Consider the following 25070-nt stretch of genomic DNA (forward strand, 5'->3'; position numbering starts at 1 on the left):
ATTGAAATAAATAATCTTATGTTCGAACACTTTTTTCAATGCCCATATTGTTGGGAACAGGTATCAATGTTGCTAGACCCCTCTGTTTCTTATCAGGCGTATGTGGAAGATTGTGAGGTGTGCTGCAACCCAATAGAACTACACCCAAGATTTGAGGGTCAGAATTTGATTTCTTTTGAAGCTCTTGACATAGAGCAGTAATAATTCTATTTTCCATTCATCTACAGTAAACAACCACTCGTCGATAGTTTAAATGATTCCAACGAGGATCAAACGATTACCTCCCTAAAATTATTGATTTTTACGATATAAGCAGTAAATCCTTATGTTTTAAATCAATATCTAAATGAAAAATTTAAAAATTTTATTAATTGAAGACGACGAGATAGAAAGAATGAAGTTTACCAGAGTTTTGCAAAAAAACAATTATGATTGTAAACTTCAAGAAGCGACAAACGGTGAGGAAGCCGTGGAAATTTTGAATGATGATACTAGAACTCCCGATCTTGTATTGCTAGATCTTAATATGCCAAAAATGAATGGTATTGAGTTTCTTAAAAGTTTAAAGTCTAATCAGAAATTAAAATATATTCCTGTTATAATTTTAAGTACTTCTAATAATCACCAAGATCTAAAAAGGTGCTATGAAGAAGGAATTGCGGGATATTTAGTAAAACCATTGAAGTATGAAGATTACGTAGAAAAAATAAAATCTTTAATAGAATATTGGGGAAAAAATGAGTTAATTTCTGTCTGAACTACCAGAAAACTCGTAACTTAACTTACCAATTTAATACTATATTATGAAAGGAATTGTTTTTACTGAGTTTTTACAACTTGTCGAGGATAAGTTTGGTCTAGAAATGGTAGATCAAATTATCGAAGAATCTAATTTACCATCTAATGGAGTTTATACGTCAATAGGGACGTATGAGTTTTCTGAAATGTTAAGCCTTATTACTAACCTAAGTAAAAATACTAACATTAAAACGGATGATTTGCTGCTAACATATGCGGAGCACTTTTTTAGTGTACTGGCTTCAAACTATCCACAGTTGATAGAACGTTATACGGATCCGCTGGATATGTTAGAGTCTATAGAAAATCATATCCACGTAGAAGTAAGAAAAATTTATCCCAATGCAGAACTTCCTACCTTTCAGGTATTAGAAAGAACACCAAATTCATTAGCTATGATATATAAATCAAGTAGGTCAATGTATAGTTTTGGACTAGGTTTGATGCACAAAACATTTGAACATTTTAACAAAAGGGCTGTTATATCATATGAGAAATTAAAAGATGATGGGACCGAAGTTAAATTTATGATTCAAATGAAAAATGGGTAAACTTAATGCTGATATATTGCAAAGAGCACTTGCTAGGGAAAAAGCAGCTCGTAAACAAGCAGAGGGCATTCTAGAAGATAAATCACGAGAATTATACGAGGTTGCTCAAGAATTAAAACAGGTAAATGAACAATTAAAAGGAGTTCTAGCCAAAAAAAGTTCTGAACTACAGGGAATGTTTGACAATCTCGTAGATGCCTATGTTCTGATGAAAGTGAACGGTGATGTAATAGAGATGAATGACTCAGCAAAGGAGCTATTTGGTTATGATGTTAATAAAGAAAAAATTAATGTAACCTCTCTTATTTATAAAGATGATGTTCACTATGCTATGGAATCCTTTCAGAAATTAATTACAAAAGGATCTTTTACTGATTATGTGGCTAGAGCAGTAACCAAAAGTAATGGAGTTAGAACAGTCCATATTAATGGAAGTGTAATTCGAGATAAAGATAATAATGCAATAGCTGCACAAGGAATTGTGCGAGATATTACGGATCAGATAGAGGCAGAAAAACTAAAAGAAGAATTACTCAAAAATTTAGAGCAAAGTAATAAAGAGTTAAATGATTTTGCGCACGTGGTATCGCACGATTTGAAATCACCTTTGCGTAGTATGAATGCGCTTATTAATTGGTTAAAAGAAGATTATGAAGATAAGTTGGATGAAAATGCAGTAACCTCTTTTAATGCTTTACTTAATAAAATTGAAAAAATGGATCATATGATTGATGGGATTCTAAGTTATTCGAGTATAGATAGAAATGAAAAGGTTGGTAAAGCAGTAAGTCTGGATAAAGTAGTATCGGATATATTAGAAATGATTTATGTTCCAGAAACATTTAGAATCAATATTCACAATACACTTCCTACGATGATGGGTGATCGATTTAGATTTCAACAATTATTTCAAAATATAATCAGTAATGCGATAAAATATAATGACAAGGAAAAAGGAGTTTTAGATATTAAATGTAATGATATCGGTGATTTTTGGGAAATTACGCTTGCGGATAATGGCCCAGGAATTCCAGAAGCATATCATCGTAAGATTTTTGAAATTTTTCAAACAGCTCAAGATAAATCTAAATCTACAGGAATTGGATTGTCGATTGTAAAAAAGATAGTTAATATGTATGGAGGAGAAGTCGATGTATCCTCAGAAGAAAACAAAGGCACCACTTTTTTATTCACTCTTAAAAAACCTTCTATATGAAAATTCAACAGTACGAAAGAAAGAGAAATGGCAATTGGGAATCAACCACATCGTGTGATGAGAAGCTAAAAAACCCATTAGTATTAGTCTTTGGGAATCGGTTTATTCTAGAAAAAGAACCCATTCTGGAAGAGGTGAAAAAATTATTTGACAATAGTGAAATTATTATAGGTTCTTCTGCGGGAGAAATTTTGGGAGCAAATGTTACTGAAAACACTATTTCATTGACAGCTGTAGAGTTTGAAAATAGCACATATAAATTAAGTCATCAGAACATTTTAGATACTCAAAAAGATGCTTTTGAAACTGGAAAAAGATTAGCAGCTCAATTACCTTCAGAGAACTTAAAACATATTTTTATTGTAAGTGAAGGTAGTTATGTTAATGGTTCTGCTTTGATAGATGGTGTAGAGGAAATACATAGAGAAATACCGTGTACAGGAGGTTTATGTGGAGATGATGCTAGGTTCGAAAAAACATTAGTAGGCTATAATGAAAATCCAAAAGAAGGAGAAATCGTAGCAGTTGGATTTTACGGAGATAGTTTGCAGATTACTAGTGCACAGTATGGTGGATGGACTCCTTTTGGACCAGAAAGAATAATTACAAAATCAGATAATAATGTATTATTTGAATTAGATAATCAACCAGCACTTGATTTATACAAAAAATATTTGGGAGATAAAGCTTCAGAATTACCACAGTCAGCATTATTGTATCCATTAAGTGTAAAAACAGAAGGGCGTAAAGAAGCTATAGTAAGAACTATTCTTTCTATTGATGAAGAAAAAAATGCTATGATTTTAGCAGGAGATGTGCCAGAAGGATCCGTTGTACAATTAATGATGGCTAACATTGATAAGATAGCAGAGGGAGCTTCCAAAGCAGCAGAAATAGCTATGAAGTCTAGGGATAAAGATCCTCAATTAGCACTATTAGTAAGTTGTATTGGTAGAAAATTAGTAATGGATCAGAGAGTAGAAGAAGAAATTGAAGAAGTTATAGAAGAAGTAGGTGAAAACGCAGTTATAACTGGTTTTTATTCTTATGGAGAGTTAGCCCCTTTTAGTAATAGTACTAGGTGTGAACTTCATAATCAAACTATGACTTTAACCTTATTGAGTGAATAAAGAATGAATTCATTACTGAAGAGGCAGATAAGAAAAAAATTATCAGATGATTTAAAAAATCATCCTGAAATTCAGGAGTTTTTGGCTGCAATTGATGGTTCGTATAATACCTATGAAGAGCAATTTTCAATGTTGCAAAGAGCTATGTCAATAAGTTCGCAAGAATTATTTGATGCTAATAAACAATTAACTGAAGAAGCAAAGCGACAAAGATTGGTTATTGAACGATTGAATGATGCGATAAAAACGCTGCGATCTATTAATGATAAAAAGGATAAAGAAGTAGCAACAAGTATTGAAGATCTTACAGGTATTGAATTAGCTACATTGATCGAGGAACAAGCAGCTAAGATTTCTGATTTTGAAAAACAGAGAGCAAAGATGTTGATGGATCTAGAAAAGAGTAATGAAGAACTGACAAGTTATGCACAAGTAGTTTCGCATGATTTAAAATCTCCTTTAAGAAATGTAAGTGCTTTGATAACTTGGATAAAAGAGGATGCAGAAGACTTGAGCGGTACTGTTTTGAGTCATTTTGGCCATATCGAAGAGAATATTGAAAAAATGGATAGTATGATCGGAGGGATTTTGGAATATTCTCTAATTGATAAAAAAGACAAAATTGTAAATAAAGTAGATCTCAATATGTTATTATATCAAACAATAGAATCGCTACATGCACCAGATTTTATAGAGTTTAGCATAGATAATAAGCTTCCAACTATTAGGAAGGATCCACATAGAATTAAGCAATTATTTCAGAATTTGATTAGCAATGCAATCAAAGGAATGGATAAAGAAGAAGGGTATATTTATATAGGATCAGAAGAAGAAGAAGAGTATTGGAAATTTTACATAAAAGATAACGGAAAAGGAATACCGGATAAATATCACGAAAAGATTTTTAAAATATTTCAAAGTATTGATTCTACAGAAGGATCAACCGGTATTGGACTATCTATAGTTAAAAAAATCATAGACTACTATGAAGGAAAAATTTGGTTGGAATCAGTCGTCGGAAAAGGGACTACCTTTTTCTTTACGATAAAAAAATAGAAAAATATGTTTATAAGTTCTACAGACCCCCATAATGTAGCAGCTAAAATAAAAGAAAAAGCAGCTGGAAGAAAAGTAATTTTAACGGTACCAGAAAAAGCATTACTGGATATACCTCAATTAGTTAAAGAATTAAATAAACTGGATGTGCAGTTTATGGGAGGAATATTTCCGAAAATTATTTATCAAAATGGTCTTTATGATGAAGGTGTGGTTGTTAATTTTGTTGATCGCGTTGCAACCCTTTTTGTTACTCAAAATTTAAGAGAAAAAGATTTTACAATTCCATCCACTTCTTTAGATAGAGAAAAAGACTATTGTGCTTTTACCATGATCGATGGTTTAACAGGTAATATTTCTAATTATTTATCAGAGTTGTATAGGGTGTTTGGTACTAGCTGTCTGTATTTAGGTGGTGGCGCAGGAAGTCTCACTCTAGAACAAAAACCTTGTGTATTTAGTAATGAAGGTTTTTTTATGAATGCAGCTATTACTATTATTTATGAAACATCAGGGAGTATTGGTGTACAACACGGATGGGAAAAAATAGAAGGGCCAATTATAGCTACTAAAACCGATAAAAATATAATACAAGAACTCAATTGGAGAAATGCTCTCGAGGTTTATAAAGAGATAGTTCAATCTGATTGTGGAAAAGAATTAAATAAAGATAATTTTTTCGATATCGCAAAATCATATCCATTCGGAATTGTAAAAGATAATTCAGAATGTGTAGTAAGAGATCCAATTGCTACCAATGATAAGGGAGAATTGATATGCGTGGGAGAGGTATTTAATAACACGATGTTGGATGTATTAAAAGGCAAGGAAGAGAATTTACTTGAATCTGCTAACAAGGCAACTCAATTAGCCATAGAAAGTTTTCCTAATCCAACATCAGCAGTTATAATTGATTGTATATCAAGAACACTGTTTTTAGAAGATCATTTTCAGAAAGAGTTAGATAATGTAGTAGGCCTTTTAAAAAAAGAAAATGATCAAATGTTTATTGGAGGAGCATTAACATTAGGAGAAATATCTTCTTTTAATGGGTATTTAGAACTTTTTAACAAGACTATTGTAATAGGATTATTTGGTAGAAAATGAGTGTAAATATTAACAAACATATCGCAGATATTTTACAGCTCTATGAGTTTTCTATGTCCATAGGTAGGACTTTGGACTTTGATAAAAATTGTGATAATTTTTTAAAATTATTGCTTGCTCGCAAAAACTTGAGTGGATGCTGTGTAATTTCTAAAAAAGAAGATGAATATATAAGGTCTTATTCTTATCCTGCCGGATTGGTGGATGATGAAATGATGGAGCATAATGATTTTTTGAATGATTGTTTTAAAGATGAAACTATAAAGACCGGTATGTTTGTAGAAGATGAAGAAGAAATGACTTCATCTTGTAGAACCGAAGGATCTTGGTTGTTTTTTAACCTTAAGAATAATAAAGGTTTAATGTTAATTAATCATAAAGGGGCTCCGTTTAATGAGGTAGAAATTAATCAATTGTCTCCAATAATGGATAAATTTTCGATTTCTTTAAAAGCTTGTGAATCTTTTACCAAACAAGATAATTTATTGAAAAGGCTCACGGCTCAAAATAAGGAGCTCAGAGAATTTACGCAAGCAATATCACACGATTTAAAATCACCATTAAGAAACATTATAACTTTAATTGCTTGGACCAAAGAAGATGGTGAGAATTTACAAGAGGATGTGGTCCAAAATTTAGAAAACATCGAGTATAATATAGAAAAAATGGATAATCTAATTAAAGGTTTACATACGTACTCGACCATTGATAAGTTCGAAGAAAATGATAAAGAAATTGATTTAGAACCTTTCTTAGGAGAAATTATGGAATCATTGATAATACCTGAGGCAGTGGAATTTCATATAGAAAGTAATGTGTCTAAATTATTTATGTATCCTACATTATTCCAAAATCTTTTTTATCACTTGATTAGTAATGCTGTCAATAGCATGGATAAAGAAAAAGGAGAAATTTATATTAATATTAAGGAAGAAGAGTCATACTTAAGTTGTAGTGTAAGAGATAATGGAAAGGGAATCCCTGAAAAATATCGAGAAAGAATTTTTCAACTATTCGAAAGTATAGATTCTAAAAAAGAGTGTATTGGTATTGGATTACCCATTGTGAAGAAAATTGTAGATTATTATAAAGGTGATATACGATTAGAATCAGAGGTTGGTATAGGTACTACACTTTTCTTCACCTTACAAAAAGAGTAAAACATGATAGAAGCCCCAAACTTAGACTACATTAAAGACCTGGCGGCAGGTTCTGAAGAATTTGAACAAAAGGTAATTGGAATAATAAAGAAAGAATTTCCAGAAGAAAAAAAAGAATTTTTAAAGAATTATAATGCAAAAGCCTATATTGAAGCTGCAAAAGATGTTCACAAGCTAAAACATAAAATTGGAATGTTTGGATTCGAGGCTCAGTACAAAGTTACTGTTGCTTTTGAAGAAGATTTAAAAAAAGATGACACTTCGCTATATCCAAAATTTATGCTAATTTTAGAGAGTATTGAAGATTTTTTGAAGGTTATATAAAAACATTACGCTTATGAATTGTATTATTATTGATGATGAAGAAACTGCAAGGTTAATTATTCAACAGCTTTGTTCTCAGGTGGATCAATTAAAGGTAGTTGATGAATTTCCGAATGCAATTCAGGCCATCAAGTTCCTAAATAGTAATTCGGTTGATTTAATATTTTTAGATATTCATATGCCTGACTTTACAGGTTTTGATTTTATACAGACATTAAAGAATCCTCCAAAAATAATATTGACCACTTCGGATGAGAAATTTGCTCTAGAAGCATTTGAATATGAATGTATTGTAGATTATTTGGTCAAGCCAATAACATTACCGCGTTTTGTTAAGGCAATCCAAAAAGCAGAAAGTACTCCAGATGTGAAATCTGGTCCCGCTGCTGTAAAAGATAATAAAGAACCTTCGGGTATTTCATCTGGAGAGAATGATCTCTACGTGAATATTGATAGAAGGCTTATAAAGATTGACATCCCAACAATTTTAATAGTCGAAGCTAAAGGAGATTATATTCTGATCAAAACAGAAAGGCAGAATTATACGGTACATTCTACTTTAAAAAAGATCGAAGAAAAATTACCAGATGATCTTTTCTTAAAAGTGCACAGGTCTTATGTAATAAATATCAAAAGAATTATCGATATCGAAGATAATAGTGTTTTAATAGCTAAAGATGTTATTCCTGTAAGTCGATCTAATCGCCCCGAATTGATGAAACGCTTAAACTTATTATGATAAAATAATCCAACACTATCAAAAATATTCACTTAATGGATATAATTGTAGTATCCATGGAGTAAATTAATACGCATACTGTATAAAAAATGCATTAATCTTTATAATAAGATTAGTGCATTTTTCTTTTTTAAATCTTTTATGAGAAACCATTCGTCGATACACCCCTTAATTTAGTGCCGTCACAGCCTCATATAGCCTATCTATCGAAAATCGATGAAACGCTTGATCTTCAATAAAATACCGATTCATCGATGGATATCTACCACTCACCGAAAAATCTCGTTTAAACACCTATATCTAGGTAACTTTAAAGTAATGAAACGGAAAAGTATGCGCGCCTAAAATTAAGTTTCTGATTATTTATAAACCCCTAATCTTCAGAAATTATGAAAAAATTGTTACCTATTATACTGATCCTCTTAACTACCTATTCATGTTCAGTAGAAGATGATTCCGCACCATTATTCATAGAACCAATATTTGTGGATAATCCAACAGCAAAGTTGCTTGTTGATATAATATATGTAGTTCCTTCTGAAAATCATGATAAGTCAATGTATCAACTGGATGAAGCTAAATATCTTGAATTTCTAAATGGTTGTTTTTTTAATAGAAACGATATCGGAATAGAAATGGGAGAATCAAGAGTCGTTATTAATAGCGAATTGTATGACCTTAAGGATAATAGAGGTAATGAATCAGCGGTATTTAGTAGAGAAACCCAAGATTCTTATAAACAAGATCGTTTGAATATATATGTAATACCTAGAACTAATACAATTGCTATCGCTGGTATTGGACTTAGACAAAGAGCTTTAATCACGGATGAGTTTTTATTTCAATCTACAAGTCCTCATGAAATAGGACACGCTCTTGGACTTTTTCATTGCGATGTAGAGGGAAATATTATGACACGAGTTAGACCTTATTTAAGAAAAGATTTTGATGGAAATCAAATTAACACAATGATAGAAAGTATTTTAAGTATTAATTCTGATGAATAAAACTAATAAACCAATGATCTCATAATATAATAAGCTAATAAACCTTTTCAAGAAAACATTCTGATAAATTTAATTCGCACAGAATACAAAATAGTTTAGAGATTATGATTTGAAGATTTGAGTTTGGTTTTGTTTTTGCCCCAGAGAGCGGAATAAATAATTATTTATTCCGCTCTCTTATTTAATATTATTGCTTAATTCCCACTTATCTAACAAACTAAACCATCCAACGGGCTAGAAAGTGCACGGAACGAGTATTTTACTAATTATCTACAAGTCTTAATTAATTTTGGAGTAATCCAAACCGAAAATCTATATTGTTATGAGACGAATCTTTACTTTTTTAACCGCAATAATAAGCTTATCAATTTCTGCTCAGCAGGAGTTTGATTGTAATGATGGAACGTTTTATCAAGTAATTTCAGGATCTATGAAAGCGTATGATCCTATTACAGGTTCATATTCAGAAGCATTACATTCTTATAGTTCATATAATGCAGGAGGATATAATGCTGTAGATAATTTTTTGTACGCAATTAAAAAGAGTGATAAACATTTATTACGAATTGCAAAAGATATGATTATAGATTTAGGTGCAGTAGCTCCTAATGGTACTACAGTATTCGGAGGAGGTTATGCTGCCGATGTAGATCCTGATGGGAATTTGTGGGTGTTTCAAAATAATAATAAAAGAACTTTTCACAAGATTATTAATTTAAAAGATTATGATGGGATTTATTCTCCGCAATTCGAAATTGTAGAAGCAGATGTTACAGCGCCAAGTACTTGTGCTGATATTGTATATGTTAATGGTGCTTTTTACGGAGGTAGTAGAGGTAAATTGTTTAAATGGGATTTGTCTTCTGGAACTCCGGTGTTTTCTAGTAAATCTGTTGAAAATTTACCATTTAGCACATTTGGAGCGGCATATGCAGATACAGATAACAGATTATATTTTTCTGATAATAATGGTGGGTTATATTTAATTAATGACTATGAAGGTACAAATCCTTCCGCTACATTATTGAACTTAACAGAAACTACGAATTCTAATGATGGATTTAAATGCGCAAGTGGTATATCACCATTAGATAAAGATAGTGATGGGATTTTAGATTCTATGGATGCTGATTGTGATGGAGATGGATTATCTAATATTTTAGAATGTAATGGAGTAGATCCTTATGGGGATAGTGACGATGATGGGATGTTTAACTATTTGGATAATGATATTAGTGGTAATGGAGATAATGTAGTACAAGATGCTTTTGATAGAGATGGTGATGGAAATCCTGATTTCTTAGATATTGATTCAGATAATGATGGAATTTATGATATCGTAGAAGCTGGAGCTGGAAGTAATGATACTAACAATGATGGTATTTGTAATGGTCAGGATGCTGGGTATCAGGATACAGACAATGATGGGATTGCTGATGCATTTGATACAGATCAATTAGGAACTGAATTTATTCCTTTAGATACTGATAACGATCAAGTATATGATTGTTATGATATTGATTCTGATAATGATGGAATTATAGATATTATCGAAGGGCAAGATTCAACTACATTTTTAGGACTTTCTAATACAGATGAAGATAGAGATGGATTAGATGATAATTTTGATCCAGATTTCGGAGGATCAACGAATGGAGATGTTGATACAGATGGAGATAACGATTATAATCACTTAGATGTAGATTCTGATAACGATGGTATTTCTGATAACACTGAAGCGTATGATAGTGATGGAGATGGGAACGTAGAAACGTATCCTTCAGGAATTGATGCTGATAATGATGGTTTAGATGATCACTACGATCAAAGAAAAACTGGTTTTGATTCAGAAAATGGAGGTCAGACTCCTGCAAGTTTTCCAATACCTGCAATCTGTGATAGATATAATTATTTAGGAGATTTCGATTCTAATGGAAAGCCATTATATCTTGATGGTCAGGATGTAGTAAGTCAGGAAACTGTTGATATGATTAATAATGCATTGCCAGAAGGATATCCTGTGCCCGATTTTAATCCACACTATATCTCATCTGGATACGATACTGATGTAGTTCTACAAGAAGATGCTGAAATCTGGATCACCTTTGTAGGAGAAGGTGCTGGTTATAAAAATACGTTAGGTTTTTACACATATGATGCAGACAACCCTTACGAAACAATTCCGCAACCAGAAGACATCACTATTATTTTTCCTAATGTATCTGCAGTAGGAAGTGGTGGAGATTTAGAAGTAGGTGATAAAGTTAGTATCGGTAGTTTTCCTCCTAATACTGGTATAGGATGGGTGTTGTTAGCGGATGCTTGGAAAGATGGATGTGTTGATACAGGTAACTGGCAATTATATTCTAATCCAGATTATAATCCAGAAAGTGATGAAACATTAAGATATCATAACGTATTACTTAACGATCCAGATTCTGATAGAATAATTTTAGGATTTGAGGATATCAGAAGAGATTACGCTTCTTGTGATCAGGATTTTAATGATGCATTATTCTATATTACAGCAAGTCCAATAACGGCGATTAAAACAGATAATTATGCAGACATAAATAGTGCTACAGATGTTACATCCGCTAATGATGGAGGATTAGAAAGTAATGGAGATCTTGCAAGTTTAATAGCGCAACGTAATTTTAACAGAACGAAGTCAAACTTGATTTTTAATACTAAGAAATCACAGAAAAGATTTCAACCAGGTGTTGTATCATATAAGTCCAGAAATAATGAAGATTTAAGCCTTTATTTCCCTACTACAGGAGTAGTAGGATCAGAATCTACTTATGTATCTAGTCCAGAAGATTTACTTGGAATAACGAATGCTAATTCAGTATTCTCTGTAGACTATTATCAAAATGAAGAAAGAGTAGCTGCAGGATTAGCAACTACAACAACAGGAAATATTTATGACCATTCTAAGACTATATGTGATCGTCTTAACGGATCTAAATTATTAGATTTAAGAACAGTAGTGATTAGAAATCATACGATTATTAGTACTCGTATAGAAAGAGCTACAGGAGAAATAGAATATGCTTTGACTTTTTCTATAAAAGAAGGAGAATCTGAAAATGAAATCTATAGTCTGTGGAACATTGATAGCTATCCAGAAGGAGATTATACAAACTTCCAAGTTTGGGGTGGTTCTGTAGCGCAAGTTGCTAATATTGCAAATCATATTTTAGACACTTTTATTGCCGATAAACCAATGAGAAGTCATGAAGTATCTAATAGAATACCAACCATTTTCGTAGAAAAAGGAAGATATGATAATGGAGAATTAGTATTAGATATTGTAAACAAATCTGGAGCATCTTCAATGAATTTTGATGGAAACATTAGACGAACTGAGTTGTCTTCTGAAGTAGCATTAAGACAAACAGTTTCTTTATCAGGAGCATATAGAGAGCAAATAAAAGTAGATACTGGATTCTTATTTGACATTGGATTTTCTATCAACGGACAAGAGTCTACTCAAATAGATGCTTTATACTTAGCAGATGGACCTTGGGGAGTTGATTATAGAGAAGAAGCAGTAGTTCTAGAAAGTTTTGAAATCTTAGAACAAACCGAAGCGACTTCTGATGAGAACTACACAATAGAAAGAGGTGTTGCTGTAAGAGGAGAGGTAAAAGAAACGATGAACATTTTCAGAAATGTTTTAGCAGGTGATCTAACACTAAATGTAGAAAACTATGACGCATTACAGTTCGAGATGAATACTACCAGCAATATTGAAGTTATTTTGGTAACAAAAGACCTTACTGATTGGAATGATAGATTAAGATTTACAATAGAAGCGAATTCTGATAACACACTATATAATATAGCTTTTGCAGATTTTAAAAATGCAGCTGGCGTATCAGTCAATGTAACAGACGTAAGAAGCGTTGTGTTCTCTATCCAAGGAGACTATCAAAACTTTTCATCCTTTGATGTTGAGATTTCTGAATTAGTTTTCTCGAATAATACAGTATTGAGCACAGAAGAGTATGAGATTCAGGAAAAAGTAGAGAACGTACTAAATTATCCGAATCCATTTCAGGCAACCACTTTTATAAGAGTGCCTGAGACCTTAAAAGGAACGATAACGATTACTGTTGTTGATATGTTAGGAAGAATCGTAAGAAATGAAGAATTACAAATGATATCTAGCAATGAAGCTAAGTTTGATGCTCAAGATTTACATACTGGAATATATAAATATGTAGTTTCAGATACGAATAAGAGAAAATATCAAGGTAGTTTCATGAAAGAATAATGAAAGATTTAGGTTGAGTTTTGGGGTCTAATAGCGAGAATAAAATAATTTATTCTCGCTATTTTACTTGTGATTTATAAGCCTGAAGATTTAGTTTTTCGATCTTATTATTAAAAAGAGGTTTCTCTAAGAAATACCATTTTAGTTTAAAGCCAATTTCCGTGAATTCAAATCCAGCTGCAGTGGCTGAAGCGATATTACTGTATTTGCCATAAATATTTGCTGTAAATCTCTTAGAAAAATGGTGCCCTATCTTACCTTCAGCTCTAAACGTAGTTGATGCAGGATCTTCTTCGACAAACTGGCGACCCAAAGCAGCACTAAGACTGTAGAACCAATCATTATTTTGATTGTTTAGTATTTCAGCAAAAACCTCTACTAAGTTAAATGATGAAGGGCTAAAATATATAGTTGGCACTTGGTTTTTAAAAGATATATATTGATAATTCAATCCAACCTTTAATACGGGTCTGTTTAATACATTATAATATAATGATGTGAAGAGTAAATTTCTACTATTATCATCGGATTGAGAGGTGTAGATAGCTTGCGTGTACCATCCTAAATTAAAATTAGTGCCTAAATTATAATTGATAGAATAATTATTCATGACTATTTCCCTATCAATAAGGTCCGCATTAAAGTTTTGGAATTCTCTTTTATATCCTATATCTAAACTCTGAAGCTTAAAAGGTTTAGTACTTAAGGTAACTTCTGCAATAATCCCTGAATAACTATCTGTTTCGGCATTAGAGTTATTTAATCCTAAAGAAGTTTTTAGACTAATTTTACCGCTAAATTTATAATCCAAACCAATTGAAGCTTCCTGTGACTCAGCTTTAATATTGGTTCTGGTATTTTCGGTTGATCGAAAAGAATAGCTGCCTTTTATCTTTAGCTTAGTAGACAAAGGTATTTCAGTATTAAAACTTGTACTAATAGCTTCATTATCTCCATTATCAAAAGTGAATGCTGTTTTGTTTTCAACAAAAGGAGTGTGAGAAATTTTTAAGTCAGAAATTAATTTTTCCGCATCTGACTGTTTCGGATAATAGGAGAGCGTTTTAAATGCAAATTCATACGCTTTCATATCCAGGCCAGAAGCTCTATAGGCATTAGCAATCCCAAGATTGCCATCAAAAGAACTTTTATCAGAATCAAGAATAGTACTGTATTGATCAAGACTCATTCCAAAATCACTGGTGTACATTCCATAAGTTGCTTGTAGGCTTGATAATTTAGAATTACCAGGGTATTTTTTTTTAAGTTCATCAATAGAAGTTTTAGCATCCTTAAATTTTCTATTCCAAAACAAGGCTTGTACGTATCTTTCGTAAGAACTAAGAAGAATTTCATTGTCCGATTCTAGGGTTTTGGCTTTTTTCAAAGATTCCTTAGCTAAATCAAGCGCTTTTTTTTCTTTATGCATTTTATGAGCAACGAGTGATAATCCTTGTAATGATATGATACTATCCTTACGGTTTTTTGCAGTTTTATAATACATCTCTTCAGCATCAGCATACTGATTAATCACTAAATAAATATTTGCTTTGTTTAGTAATGTATCTTTGTCATCAGGGAAATCTTCTAAATTTTGGTCTAAAAGAGTTAAAGCTTTATCATACTCTTTATTTTGAGACAAAGTAAAGGCATACCCGAGTCTAATATATTTTCTAGATACTAGTGCATTGTTATTACCAACTTGTATTTCTAAGGCTTTATTTACAGTTTCTAGAGCAGAAGGATACTTTTTTAAATTAGAGAGCGTATTAGCATAACCAAGAACAGCGGCAAAGCTATTTGGTTTTTCCTTTACGATACGCTCATAATATGTTTCAGCTGCATTAAAGTTTTTATCCCATAATAATGATTCAGCATAATTAAGTTTTATCTCGTAATCATCCGGATACATTGTTTTTAATTCTGTAAAAATAGCAACGGCTTTTTTGGATTCACCAAGAAGACCAATTGCCCTACCATAGCATAATTTTGCTGTTCGGTTATCGGGATATTCTTGAAGGATATTTTGAAAAAAAACTTTGGCTTTATCGTATGCACCATTCTCGAGATGATTAAATCCTTCTTTCATATCCTGTCCCATAGAGATATGGCTAATACAAAGAAAGAGCATTAAAAATAATACTTTGTTCATAGACAATTTTTCATTGTTAACAAGGTAAGAATATCTTTTCAGAATATTTTTTTATTAGTATAATCTTTACATAAAGTTTAGGTAGTTAAGGTATGTCTTTGTCTTAATAACGAAAAACATTAACGTACTTTTTTTAAGGGAATTTTCAACTTTTTATTCGGATTTCTATAATTTGAAATGAAAATAAGGCTTATTAGATGTTAAAAAGAATACTTAGAGGAGGTTTTTTCTTCCTAAAAAAGTTAATTAAAAGTTAAAATAATCGATAAAAAACAAGTAAAATGGTTGTAATACACGGATTTTGATTCAGACCTTAATTTTGTTGTGGTTTTACAGTAGTGTTTAGCCGACTAATATATCTAATTTTACATAAGACTGATTAATAGTTGTTTATAATCAATCTGTTATTTTTCACCATTCATCTATACTAACTTGTAGCTTATCTAAAATTAGAGTTTAGAATTAAAAAGGAAAGACATCTTTGCAGTATAACCTAAAATAAAATGATATGGCACTTAAAATAACTAATAATTATGGAGTTTATGAATTAGAAGGAAATGTTGAAGGAACAAATACAATGTCACTGAAACATCATTTTGAACAATTAATGAGCTCTTCTGAAAAGATAGTATTATCCCTAGAAAAGGTAAGAAGAATAGATGCCTACGGAATTCAAGTGCTAACTAATCTATATAATAGAGCTATTAAAAACAACAAAATATTTTATATGATTGGATCCGAAAATGATATGATTAACAAGGCCTTTGGTAAAATGAATATTATATTAAAGAAGAATTTTCTTTAGTAAAAAATTTAAAAGTTAATGATCATTATAAGAAAGTTGTAATGTATCTCAAAGTGGTAACAAAATTGATAGAAAAGAAAAAATGAACAGGTATTTAAGATTTTAGAAATGACTATTAGTACGCTTATTCCAAAACTTACGGCAGAGCAGAAATTTATGCTTAGCGTTATTGTAGTAAACGCTGGAAATTATTTATATAATTTATTATTGGGAAGGATTTTAGGCCCTGAGTTATTTGCTGATGCGGCGTTGTTAATTACCTTTTTACTGGTATTATCGTTTGTAGCGATGACATTTCAATTAGCAACGGCCAAGTTTTCTGTTTTATTTGAGAATGATTCTTTTAGAAGTTTTATTTCTCTAGTGTATAAGTATGCTGGTGTTACTGGTATCATTATAGGGGCAGGGATGATTATTTTTTCAAAACAATTACAAGAACTTTTTAATACCAGTTCTTCATTAATGTTCACCATTTTTGGATTAGGAGTACCGATCTATTTTATAATGAGCGTAAATCGTGGATTTTTTCAAGGCACTAAAAGGTTTGAAAAATTGGCTTGGACTTATCAAGGTGAAATGTTTAGTCGATTGATTATTACATTGGTGTTGATTTTTACTATCTCGCAAATAAGCTCTTCGATTTTAGTAGTAACAGGTATTGTAATTTCATTCTTTTTTGGTCTCTTACCTTTTAAGAAAGAGAACTTTTCTTTGCGGGTGCGAAATGTGTTAAGTAAAGAACAAACGAGTCAGATTAGTAAATTTTTTATACTTACCGCTTTTTATGAGTTAACCCAAATTATAATTAATAATAGTGATATCCTATTAGTTAAACATTATTTTGCAGAATATGATGCCGGATTATATGCCTCTTTAGCCCTTATAGGAAGAGTGGTGTATTTTGTTACTTGGATGTTCGTGATGCTTTTATTACCAGCGGTAATAGAAAAGAAAAAGTTAGGAGAAGCTACAGCACCAATCTTGGTTAAATATGTCGGCTATGTTGTAGGGCTAGCCTCTGTAGTTGTTTTGGGTTGTTATCTTTTTCCAGAATTAGCAATCCACGTTTTATTTGGAGACGCATATTTATCAATGGCTCCGTTACTTTGGAAATATGCTGTTGCAACTGCATTGTTTGCAGTGTCTAACATATTTGCTTATTACTTTTTGTCTCTAGATCAGTATATACCAGTCGTAGTTTCGGGGTTATTGGGAGTTTCTCAAATTTTATTGATCATATTTTTTCATAGTTCTTTGCTAGAAGTAGTATTGGTACAAATAATTGCAATGGCTGTTTTATTAGTTGTTCAGCTAGCGTATTTCTTTTATAAATATGGGGAAAATTCAAACTAAATTAGTATATTTTACATTCGTCGATATAAAATTGCATCTCAACGAAAATAAATGTAGTCCTAAAGAGATATAGTACATATTTGTGGTATCACTTTAGAATCCAAGTTTAATATAAATTTACAATTATGAAATTAGCAATTGTAACTGCGTATCCACCAAGTAAAGTAACATTAAATGAATATGCATTTCATTTGGTGAAGCATTTTAGACAACGACAAGGGGTTACCGAATTAATCTTGTTGACGGATATTTCGGAATCGGAGGCTAATGTAGAGTTCGAAGAAGCAGGTTGTAAGGTGATTGTAAAGTCCTGTTGGAAATTTAATAGTTATAAAAATATAAGAACGGTTATGAAAGCCGTTAAGCAAACAAAACCAGAAGCGATTCTTTTTAATCTTCAATTTATGAAGTTTGGAGATAAGAAGATTGCTGCTGCCTTAGGTTTATTATTACCTTTTTTATGTAAAATGAAAAAGATTCCAACGGTTGTTTTGTTACACAATATTATGGAGCAAGTAGATTTAGGTAAAGCTGGTTTTACAAATAATGTTGTATTAAAAACGGTGTTTAATTGGATTGGAACAGCATTAACAAGATTTGTATTAGCATCCGATCGAGTAGCGGTAACGATAAGTAAATATGTTGATATTCTTGAAAAGAAATATAATGCCAAAAATGTAGTACTTATTCCTCATGGGACTTTTGAGATTCCAGAAGAGCCTTCTTATGATCTATCGGATGGGCCACTCAAGGTTATGACTTTTGGGAAGTTTGGAACCTATAAAAAAGTTGAAATTTTAATTGATGCAGTAAAAAAAGTAAGAGCTGCTACTGGTGCTAATCTAGAAGTAGTTATTGCGGGTACAGATAACCCAAATACACCTGGATATTTAGAAAATGTAAAAAAACAATATCAAGATGTACCACAATTAACATTTACAGGATATGTAGAAGAGGAGGATGTTCCTGTAATTTTTGGAGAAAGTGCCATGGTGGTATTTCCTTATACCTCTACTACTGGAAGTTCTGGTGTATTGCACCAGGCGGGAAGCTATGGTAAGGCTGTGGTAATGCCTGATCTAGGTGATCTTAGTATATTAGTAAAAGAAGAAGGGTATAGGGGAGAGTTTTTTGATCCTAAAAGTACAGATAGCCTAGCTACGGCAATCGAAAAACTAGTAGTTGATACTGCATATAGAAATCAATTAGCAAAGGCAAATTATAAAGCAGCAACAGCATTCCCGATGAGTAGAATAACCAAAATGTACTTAGATACTTTTAAGAATATTAAGAAAGGTAAAAGCAAAAAGAACGAGAAAGAATTACAAGGAGTATCTGTTTAAATAAACGGATGTTCTTTATGTATATTTAATAATTAAGTGTTTATATGTTTTATCCAAAGATGTTTTTCAATAACTTATAAATTGAAAAGCATCTTTTTTATTTCCTTCAGCATCAATAAAACCAAAATGTTTCTGAGCATTTTTGCGCCAAGGTAATCTACCAACTACTTCCGTAGGAATATTATCAAAATCATATAATGTCCAAGACATATAGTGGAGTTCATTCTGTTGTATAATTTCTTGCATTTTCTCGTGATAAGAAGCTTGATCTTTTTTCGAATTTCCAAACGGAGCCCATAATCCTCTATTAGATGATAGTCCAAACTCTTGTAGCACAAGAGGTTTATCTATTGAGGATATAGTACTAAAAGATTGAGAGAAGTTTTCTAATTCCAGATAGTAATGAAAAGAAATAATATCTAATTCATCACTTAATAAATTTGCTGATTCTATAGATGACCAACCAATTGTTATAGGATGTGTACTATCTAATGATCGTACCTGACGAATCATTTCCTTTAACCAAGCAAGCACGGTTTCTTTTCTTCGACTCTCAAAATCTAAGTTAGGCTCATTTTTAATATCCCAGACTAAGAGTGCATTATGATCTTTAACGGCATTTATGATTTGCTCTGCATGTCTATGCGTAAAAGTCCAATCGTCAATGGCATAATTTCCATAAAAATCAAAAAGTGTTAGCACTACTTTTAAGTTAGTGTCTTCTGCTAAGTCCAACACTTGTTTTAGTTTTTGCAGTTTTTCGGCTTTTACATACTCTTTGCCAAATTCTTTATAGGGAACAAAAATTCTAATAGTATTAAGTCCGGCATTTTTAATAATTTCAAAATCTTTTTTTATGGTGGAAATTTTAAAATTATCGCCGAACATATTCCACGGAGTTTTTTGAGGATAATAATTAATGCCTTTTATTTGATAGGTACTACTGTCAACTATAATTTTCTTTCCTTTTACATATGTGGATTTCTTTTGTTGTATGGTATCTGGTTTTGATAAAGGTTGTTTAACGATATGACGCACTCTCCAGAATCCATCTTCTAGGAGCATGGCTATTTTATAATCAGAAGTATCTGTTGCTTCAAACTGTAACTCATTCTCTTTAAAATACTGAGTATAGGATGTTACATTTTGATCTTCGAAAACTACTAATTGACCATCAGCACTATAAAAATCTAAAGCTAGATTGTGATTTATGGTAGTACTAACCACTTTTATATTTTTTTCTAAATTGAATTCGATACTTTTTATCAAATTTTCACGAGCACTTTCTGTATAAAAATCAAAAATCCCTAGTGAGTCATAAGTCTTATATCCTACGTTTCTAACATACCAAGAATTAATATAGTCTTTTTGAATATCCATCATGGTTTGTTTTTCAATAGATCTTGCGGGATTAATGGAGTCTTTCCAAGCGACTTTGGGTATATATGCCTGTTTGTTTTTTACACCAATATGCAGCATCATAGATCGATCTGCACCAGTATTGAGAAAAGATAATGTTTGACTTATACCAAAGAGGATAAGTCCATTTATGATTATAAATGAAATAATAATGAAAGATCTGTATATCATTTTATTTTGTTTCTTCATTCCAATACTATGTGATCGTATTTTTTAGTAATGCCCATTCCTGTAACTTCTAAAGTATATTCTCCCGCTGGAAAGAAATCATTTGATAAATAAAAGTCTACAAACCCTTTAGAAGAAAATTCAGTAAATGTATCTGTCAATGTATCATTATTATATACGTGTAAAGAAATCATGGCACCATCCGGTATAATTTGATTCATAAAGCTTAAGATAGCTCCTACTTTAATATTTCTTTTTCCTTTATCAAAAGTAATTGTATAGTCTGTTACTGCGGGTTTAAATTCTAAAGTAAGTTGGTCACTATCTGCCATTTCGGGTATAAAGGCCTGCGCAGTCCATGATGATGCTTTAGCTGGATGTATCATATATCCTGTTGCCACACCCTTAATAGTAGTTCCAGAAGCTCGTAATTGTTCATTATGGTTTGTTAGAATGCTAAACTCTACGATACGTCCATCACTTATAGTATTACCATATTCATCTTTAATTTCAGAAGTAAAAAATTTTACAATTTGATTTCCATCGGCATACTCGTGTTTTTTTGAAACCTTTAATTCAAAATCTTGAGCTTGTGATGGAAAAACATTAAGTGTAAATTCTTTTGAAGCTAAATTACCTGTATTTGCACTGACAAGAATTCTTCCTGATTTTTGATAAGAATATATGTTTTTCCAAACAATAAAATCGTCTATAAATAGCTCAGCATCTTTTTCTAAATCTAAAAATTGATGTTTGATTGTTACCAAAGTGCTATCTCTTATCGGATTGTCATATGTGTCTGAGGGTATTACTGTGAACATTCCATAATCTTTTCCTCCTGCAGTAATGCTGGTCGGACCTAAATAAGATTCTAGAGGTTCTGTAATCATTTTAGAGGCTCTGATGTATAAACTTCCTGAGTAAATCTCTTGCAGATTATGAACTAATTTATAATTAATTATCCCTCTTTTTTGAGATAAAAAAGGAGGGATTTTAAAAACTAAATTGCCCTCTCTTTCTTGAGAATTAAGAACTGATATCCCATAAGAGCTTTTTACAATAAGAGAAATTTCACTAGATTCTTCTGCTTTAAATCTCAAAATAATTTCTTCACCAGCAGTATAAGTGTTTTTAGCTTGCAGCGTTGTAATATTTATTTTTTGAATATTCTTAATAATTGGATTGCTTGTAGTAAACCCTAAAATGAGAATCACTAAAAATAATAAGTATGTACGTGTTCTTAGCTTCATTAATTAGGTGCTCCAATATAATTGTTAACTTCTATTTTTATAAAATTATAACCAGTTGCGTCTACCGGTATAAAGGAATAATCCTTTTGATCTCTTCTTCTATTAGGAGTTACTTTATTACTAATATCTTTATTAGGCAATCCATTAATAAAAATATTCTCCATGTCCTGACTTATAGATTTTAAATTGCTTATTTCTTTTAATTCATAAGTAAATGGTCTTTTACGCTGAGGTCTGATCCCTTCTCTAACATAAGAATGATCTACCCATACAAGCTCTTTTTGGTTGTTGTAATACGATATAATCAGTTGAGGTATAGTGATTTCTTGTAAGCCAGAATTAAATAAAAGCCCGTGTACTTTATTTTTATTGACTATAACCTCAGAAAGAGCAAGTCCTTTATATAAATCTGTTGTAGCTACATTACCTGCACATTGTAAATTAAAAGTTATTGGAGAATCTGTTAGGCTTATCGCAGTAAATTCATCTGGATTAAAGGTTTTAGGTTTTTGTTCACCTTTATTCATCCAGGCAATTCCTTCAAAATTAATTCTAAAACTAGTAATTTCTTTAGGTACGAGCTTATGTTTCATTTGATCTTTAGCATTATAGACGGCCAATTCTTGATTTTCAGAATCATAAAGTGTAGCTTTTATCACAACATCTGCTGGTACATTATCAATATTTTGTATTTCTCCAACTACCGTATATATCGTATCATTTTTAACAAGATTTGCATAGAGAACTTCTAAAACGGGCTGTTTTAAAACATCTTCATGAAAGGTTTGTTCGGAGGATATTCTTCTTCTTCCGTGATTATAAAACTGAGTTTTATTTTGCGAAAATAATTGATCGGGAGGAATGTCAAGATCATAATTAGGTGGTTTTACGAACCATTTTCCTTGATGTTTGACTAATTCTAAGTAAAATACTTTATCTATTCTTTCCAATGGAGTAATCCAATACGTAGTAGCTCTGGCTTTTGCAGTGTTATCGGTTTGATCTAGAATTTCAACATTGATTTCATCCATCTTAGCATAAGAACTCAATAAACCATCTGTTACAGCGATTTCTAACATATATTGATCTTCTTCTTTATTACTTTCAGGGTCAATATAACTATATGCTCTTTTAAACTCTTTGAAGTCTAACGCATCATAATATGCTTTTACCACGTTTTGTGGACTTATTTGGGTAGCATTTTTGATGTAAAAAATATAACTACCATAACTTATGACTAATAAAAGTAATATGGCCCAGATATGCTGTAAACGAATCATATAATTTTTAAAGTCTTTGTATTTTATTCCGTACTTAAAAAAATCTGGATGTTTTTGATCTCTGGTTTTAAGAGCTTGGATCCAGATTACTTGAATATTGATAATAAAAGCAAGTAAAACTGTTATTACCGGGATTAGACCCCACATTAGTTTTAGAGGTAAAGCAACATCATCTTTTGGAATAATGTTAGGTATGGGCGGGATGTTTAATTTTTCCCAAACCATTATCCCGTTTTCTAATTGTCTTAGTCGCTGCCAACCACAGAAATAAAGAATTGGATCATAAAACTTATCATTAGAAAATACATATTTTAAATTGTATTTTTCAGGGACTGTTAGAAATTGTTGTAATGACCCAATACCTTCTACTCCTCTAAATTTGGAGTTTTCTAATCTTTCGACAGCTCTAGAAGTCAATTCTGGAAGTCTTCTTGCAGAATGATAATTACCATCTACTGTCATTGCATTGGTTTGAGCAGATAACCAAGCCATTTGATCTCCAAAACCTAGTGGCAGATACCGCCAATGATCATGCTGATCTTGTTTCAGAAAATTCAAAATCGGAAGCATTTTTATTTTTTGAGGCTGAGAAGGTCTAAAATATCCTAGACTCATGGTAAATATGCATACGAAAATATAGGCCCCGGCTAGAGAACCTCCCAATATTCGATGATAGACGCTACCAAATTTTCTTTGGAGGGCACTCTTAATATCTCCTTCTATAAAACGATAACAGAATTCTCCAAACATGGGCAACGACATAATAGAAGCCCACAATGTAAATCTATCTAGTGTTAGGATATTAAAAGCATTATCACCTAGTAAGACTTTAGGAATAGGAGTTGTTCCTCCTGTACCTAATATACTTAGTAAGGTCAAGGATAAACCAAAAAATAAGTATCTTTTACTATAATACCGATAAAATAAATAAGGAAAAATAAACAAAAGTACTCCCCATGGTATTAAGAAGAAAACGAGTCCAGATGAAGTAATTTCTAAAAAATTATCTCTAGAACCATGCGGGATAGGAACCTGAGTAATAGGGTTATTTTTGGTGTTAATCCAATAAGGTAAAATGCAAAAAATGATAAGCGTTAAAGACCCCATGCCAAAACCTACAATTCTCCAAAAAAGCTTAAAGAATGTATTTAAAAATGTTTTAAATCGAATAGCAGAATACGAACCGACTTGATCTTTAGCACTATCCATAATTACCATTCCGATAAGCGGAAATATAAAAAAGATCATTCCGAAAATTGGAGTAACATGATGAGAGGTTACTGTAACAGCTAACAGACTAAAAGCTCGAATTAAATATTTGTATTTTCCGGTTTTGATCCACAAATAAATTTCCGGTAATGCGTGCATCAGAACTGAGATTCCAATAATACTTGGTAATTGACCAAAGATATGTAAGGTTTCTACAAAAGAAGACGAGAATACAGCAACCAATGCGGCATATCCAGCAATATTTCTCTTGCCAGTCATCAGTAACGAAAATCGATATACTCCTGTTATAAATAGAATGATAGCAATGATACCTACTGTAAAAAGCCCAAACTTAAGACCTCCTATAAGAGATAATAATCCTATGCTTTGGTGTACTAATGGAGGGTATCCCATAACCGTAAAACCAGTGTACCAACTATAGTTCCAAGGCTCAAACCAGCTGGATGCGTAATGGTCCGCAAAAAATAGATGAATCAATGCGTCATAAGTAGTTTCTAGTGTAAAGAAGATACTAGAACCATGGAATAAAACTCCAATAAGTAAAGCACTGATTAAATATTTGTTTGTAATTCTTTTCTCCATTCAATAACCCTAAGCGGAAACTTCCCTTTAAATATACACGAAACTTTCTTTGGATTAAATATACAATAAAGCTTTGGGTTTCGACGAGTGGTACGTCTTTCGATCAATACCATTCATC

Annotated in this window: 19 protein-coding genes; 15 read left to right on the top strand and 4 right to left on the bottom strand. The window is 31.7% G+C overall.

All coding sequences use genetic code 11. The features are described from left to right. The first annotated feature begins 18 nt into the window (after positions 1–18). The 12 genes from H526_RS31540 to H526_RS0122050 all read left to right on the top strand — a co-directional run bounded on the left by H526_RS31540 (position 19) and on the right by H526_RS0122050 (position 13370). Complete coding sequence (locus H526_RS31540; RefSeq protein WP_081415673.1) at positions 19–201, top strand: CPXCG motif-containing cysteine-rich protein; 183 nt, start codon at positions 19–21, stop codon at positions 199–201. A gap of 145 nt (positions 202–346) precedes the next feature. Next, complete coding sequence (locus H526_RS0122000) at positions 347–757, top strand: response regulator (RefSeq protein WP_027395020.1); 411 nt, start codon at positions 347–349, stop codon at positions 755–757. A gap of 46 nt (positions 758–803) precedes the next feature. Continuing rightward, positions 804–1349, top strand: a complete 546-nt coding sequence (locus tag H526_RS0122005; protein WP_027395021.1) for a heme NO-binding domain-containing protein — start codon at positions 804–806, stop codon at positions 1347–1349. Then, on the top strand, positions 1342–2565 hold the full coding sequence (locus H526_RS0122010; RefSeq protein WP_027395022.1) for a sensor histidine kinase: 1224 nt from the start codon (positions 1342–1344) through the stop codon (positions 2563–2565). The genes H526_RS0122005 and H526_RS0122010 overlap by 8 nt, the downstream gene beginning before the upstream one ends. Further along, positions 2562–3695, top strand: a complete 1134-nt coding sequence (locus H526_RS0122015; protein ID WP_027395023.1) for an FIST signal transduction protein — start codon at positions 2562–2564, stop codon at positions 3693–3695. The genes H526_RS0122010 and H526_RS0122015 overlap by 4 nt, the downstream gene beginning before the upstream one ends. 3 nt (positions 3696–3698) lie before the next feature. Next, on the top strand, positions 3699–4751 hold the full coding sequence (locus H526_RS0122020) for a sensor histidine kinase (RefSeq protein ID WP_027395024.1): 1053 nt from the start codon (positions 3699–3701) through the stop codon (positions 4749–4751). A gap of 6 nt (positions 4752–4757) precedes the next feature. After that, on the top strand, positions 4758–5858 hold the full coding sequence (locus H526_RS0122025; protein ID WP_027395025.1) for an FIST signal transduction protein: 1101 nt from the start codon (positions 4758–4760) through the stop codon (positions 5856–5858). Beyond that, positions 5855–7018, top strand: coding sequence for a sensor histidine kinase (locus tag H526_RS31175; RefSeq protein WP_051336279.1), 1164 nt, complete (start codon positions 5855–5857; stop codon positions 7016–7018). Before H526_RS0122025 ends, H526_RS31175 begins: the two co-directional genes overlap by 4 nt. Positions 7019–7021: 3 nt before the next feature. Beyond that, positions 7022–7342 (top strand): hypothetical protein, encoded by a 321-nt coding sequence (locus H526_RS0122035; RefSeq protein WP_027395026.1) that lies wholly within the window; start codon positions 7022–7024, stop codon positions 7340–7342. 13 nt (positions 7343–7355) lie between these two features. Continuing rightward, positions 7356–8081: a LytR/AlgR family response regulator transcription factor gene (locus tag H526_RS0122040; protein ID WP_027395027.1), complete on the top strand. Its 726-nt coding sequence runs from the start codon at positions 7356–7358 to the stop codon at positions 8079–8081. A gap of 389 nt (positions 8082–8470) precedes the next feature. Next, positions 8471–9088 carry a matrixin family metalloprotease gene (locus H526_RS0122045; RefSeq protein WP_027395028.1) on the top strand — a complete coding sequence of 206 codons (618 nt, stop codon included), beginning with the start codon at positions 8471–8473 and terminating at the stop codon, positions 9086–9088. Between the two features lie 322 nt (positions 9089–9410). Further along, positions 9411–13370 carry a DUF6923 family protein gene (locus H526_RS0122050; protein ID WP_051336280.1) on the top strand — a complete coding sequence of 1320 codons (3960 nt, stop codon included), beginning with the start codon at positions 9411–9413 and terminating at the stop codon, positions 13368–13370. Positions 13371–13428: 58 nt separating this feature from the next. On the opposite strand, the gene H526_RS29820 is transcribed toward H526_RS0122050, so the two are convergent. Then, on the bottom strand, positions 13429–15522 hold the full coding sequence (locus H526_RS29820) for a tetratricopeptide repeat protein (protein ID WP_035086238.1): 2094 nt from the start codon (positions 15520–15522) through the stop codon (positions 13429–13431). A gap of 508 nt (positions 15523–16030) precedes the next feature. Here H526_RS29820 and H526_RS0122060 point away from each other — a divergent pair. The 3 genes from H526_RS0122060 (at position 16031) to H526_RS0122070 (ending at position 19023) form a co-directional block, all read left to right on the top strand. After that, positions 16031–16327, top strand: coding sequence for an STAS domain-containing protein (locus H526_RS0122060; protein WP_027395030.1), 297 nt, complete (start codon positions 16031–16033; stop codon positions 16325–16327). 108 nt (positions 16328–16435) lie between these two features. Beyond that, positions 16436–17680 (top strand): MATE family efflux transporter, encoded by a 1245-nt coding sequence (locus H526_RS0122065; protein WP_027395031.1) that lies wholly within the window; start codon positions 16436–16438, stop codon positions 17678–17680. Between the two features lie 125 nt (positions 17681–17805). Continuing rightward, positions 17806–19023 carry a glycosyltransferase gene (locus H526_RS0122070; protein ID WP_027395032.1) on the top strand — a complete coding sequence of 406 codons (1218 nt, stop codon included), beginning with the start codon at positions 17806–17808 and terminating at the stop codon, positions 19021–19023. 66 nt (positions 19024–19089) lie between these two features. Here H526_RS0122070 and H526_RS0122075 read toward each other — a convergent pair whose 3' ends face one another. Genes H526_RS0122075 through H526_RS0122085 form a run of 3 tightly spaced genes read right to left on the bottom strand, consistent with a single transcriptional unit; the run spans position 19090 to position 24952 of the window. Continuing rightward, entirely contained in the window at positions 19090–20613 is a 1524-nt protein-coding gene (locus H526_RS0122075; protein WP_245591223.1) for a glycoside hydrolase family 2 TIM barrel-domain containing protein, read from the bottom strand. Between the two features lie 14 nt (positions 20614–20627). Next, the gene (locus H526_RS0122080) at positions 20628–21860 is read right to left on the bottom strand and encodes a hypothetical protein (protein ID WP_051336281.1); all 1233 of its coding nucleotides are present in this window, start codon (positions 21858–21860) and stop codon (positions 20628–20630) included. Beyond that, on the bottom strand, positions 21860–24952 hold the full coding sequence (locus H526_RS0122085; RefSeq protein ID WP_027395035.1) for a membrane protein: 3093 nt from the start codon (positions 24950–24952) through the stop codon (positions 21860–21862). The genes H526_RS0122080 and H526_RS0122085 overlap by 1 nt, the downstream gene beginning before the upstream one ends. Positions 24953–25070: the final 118 nt, after the last annotated feature.

The organism is Aquimarina latercula DSM 2041, assembly GCF_000430645.1.
GTDB lineage: Bacteria > Bacteroidota > Bacteroidia > Flavobacteriales > Flavobacteriaceae > Aquimarina > Aquimarina latercula.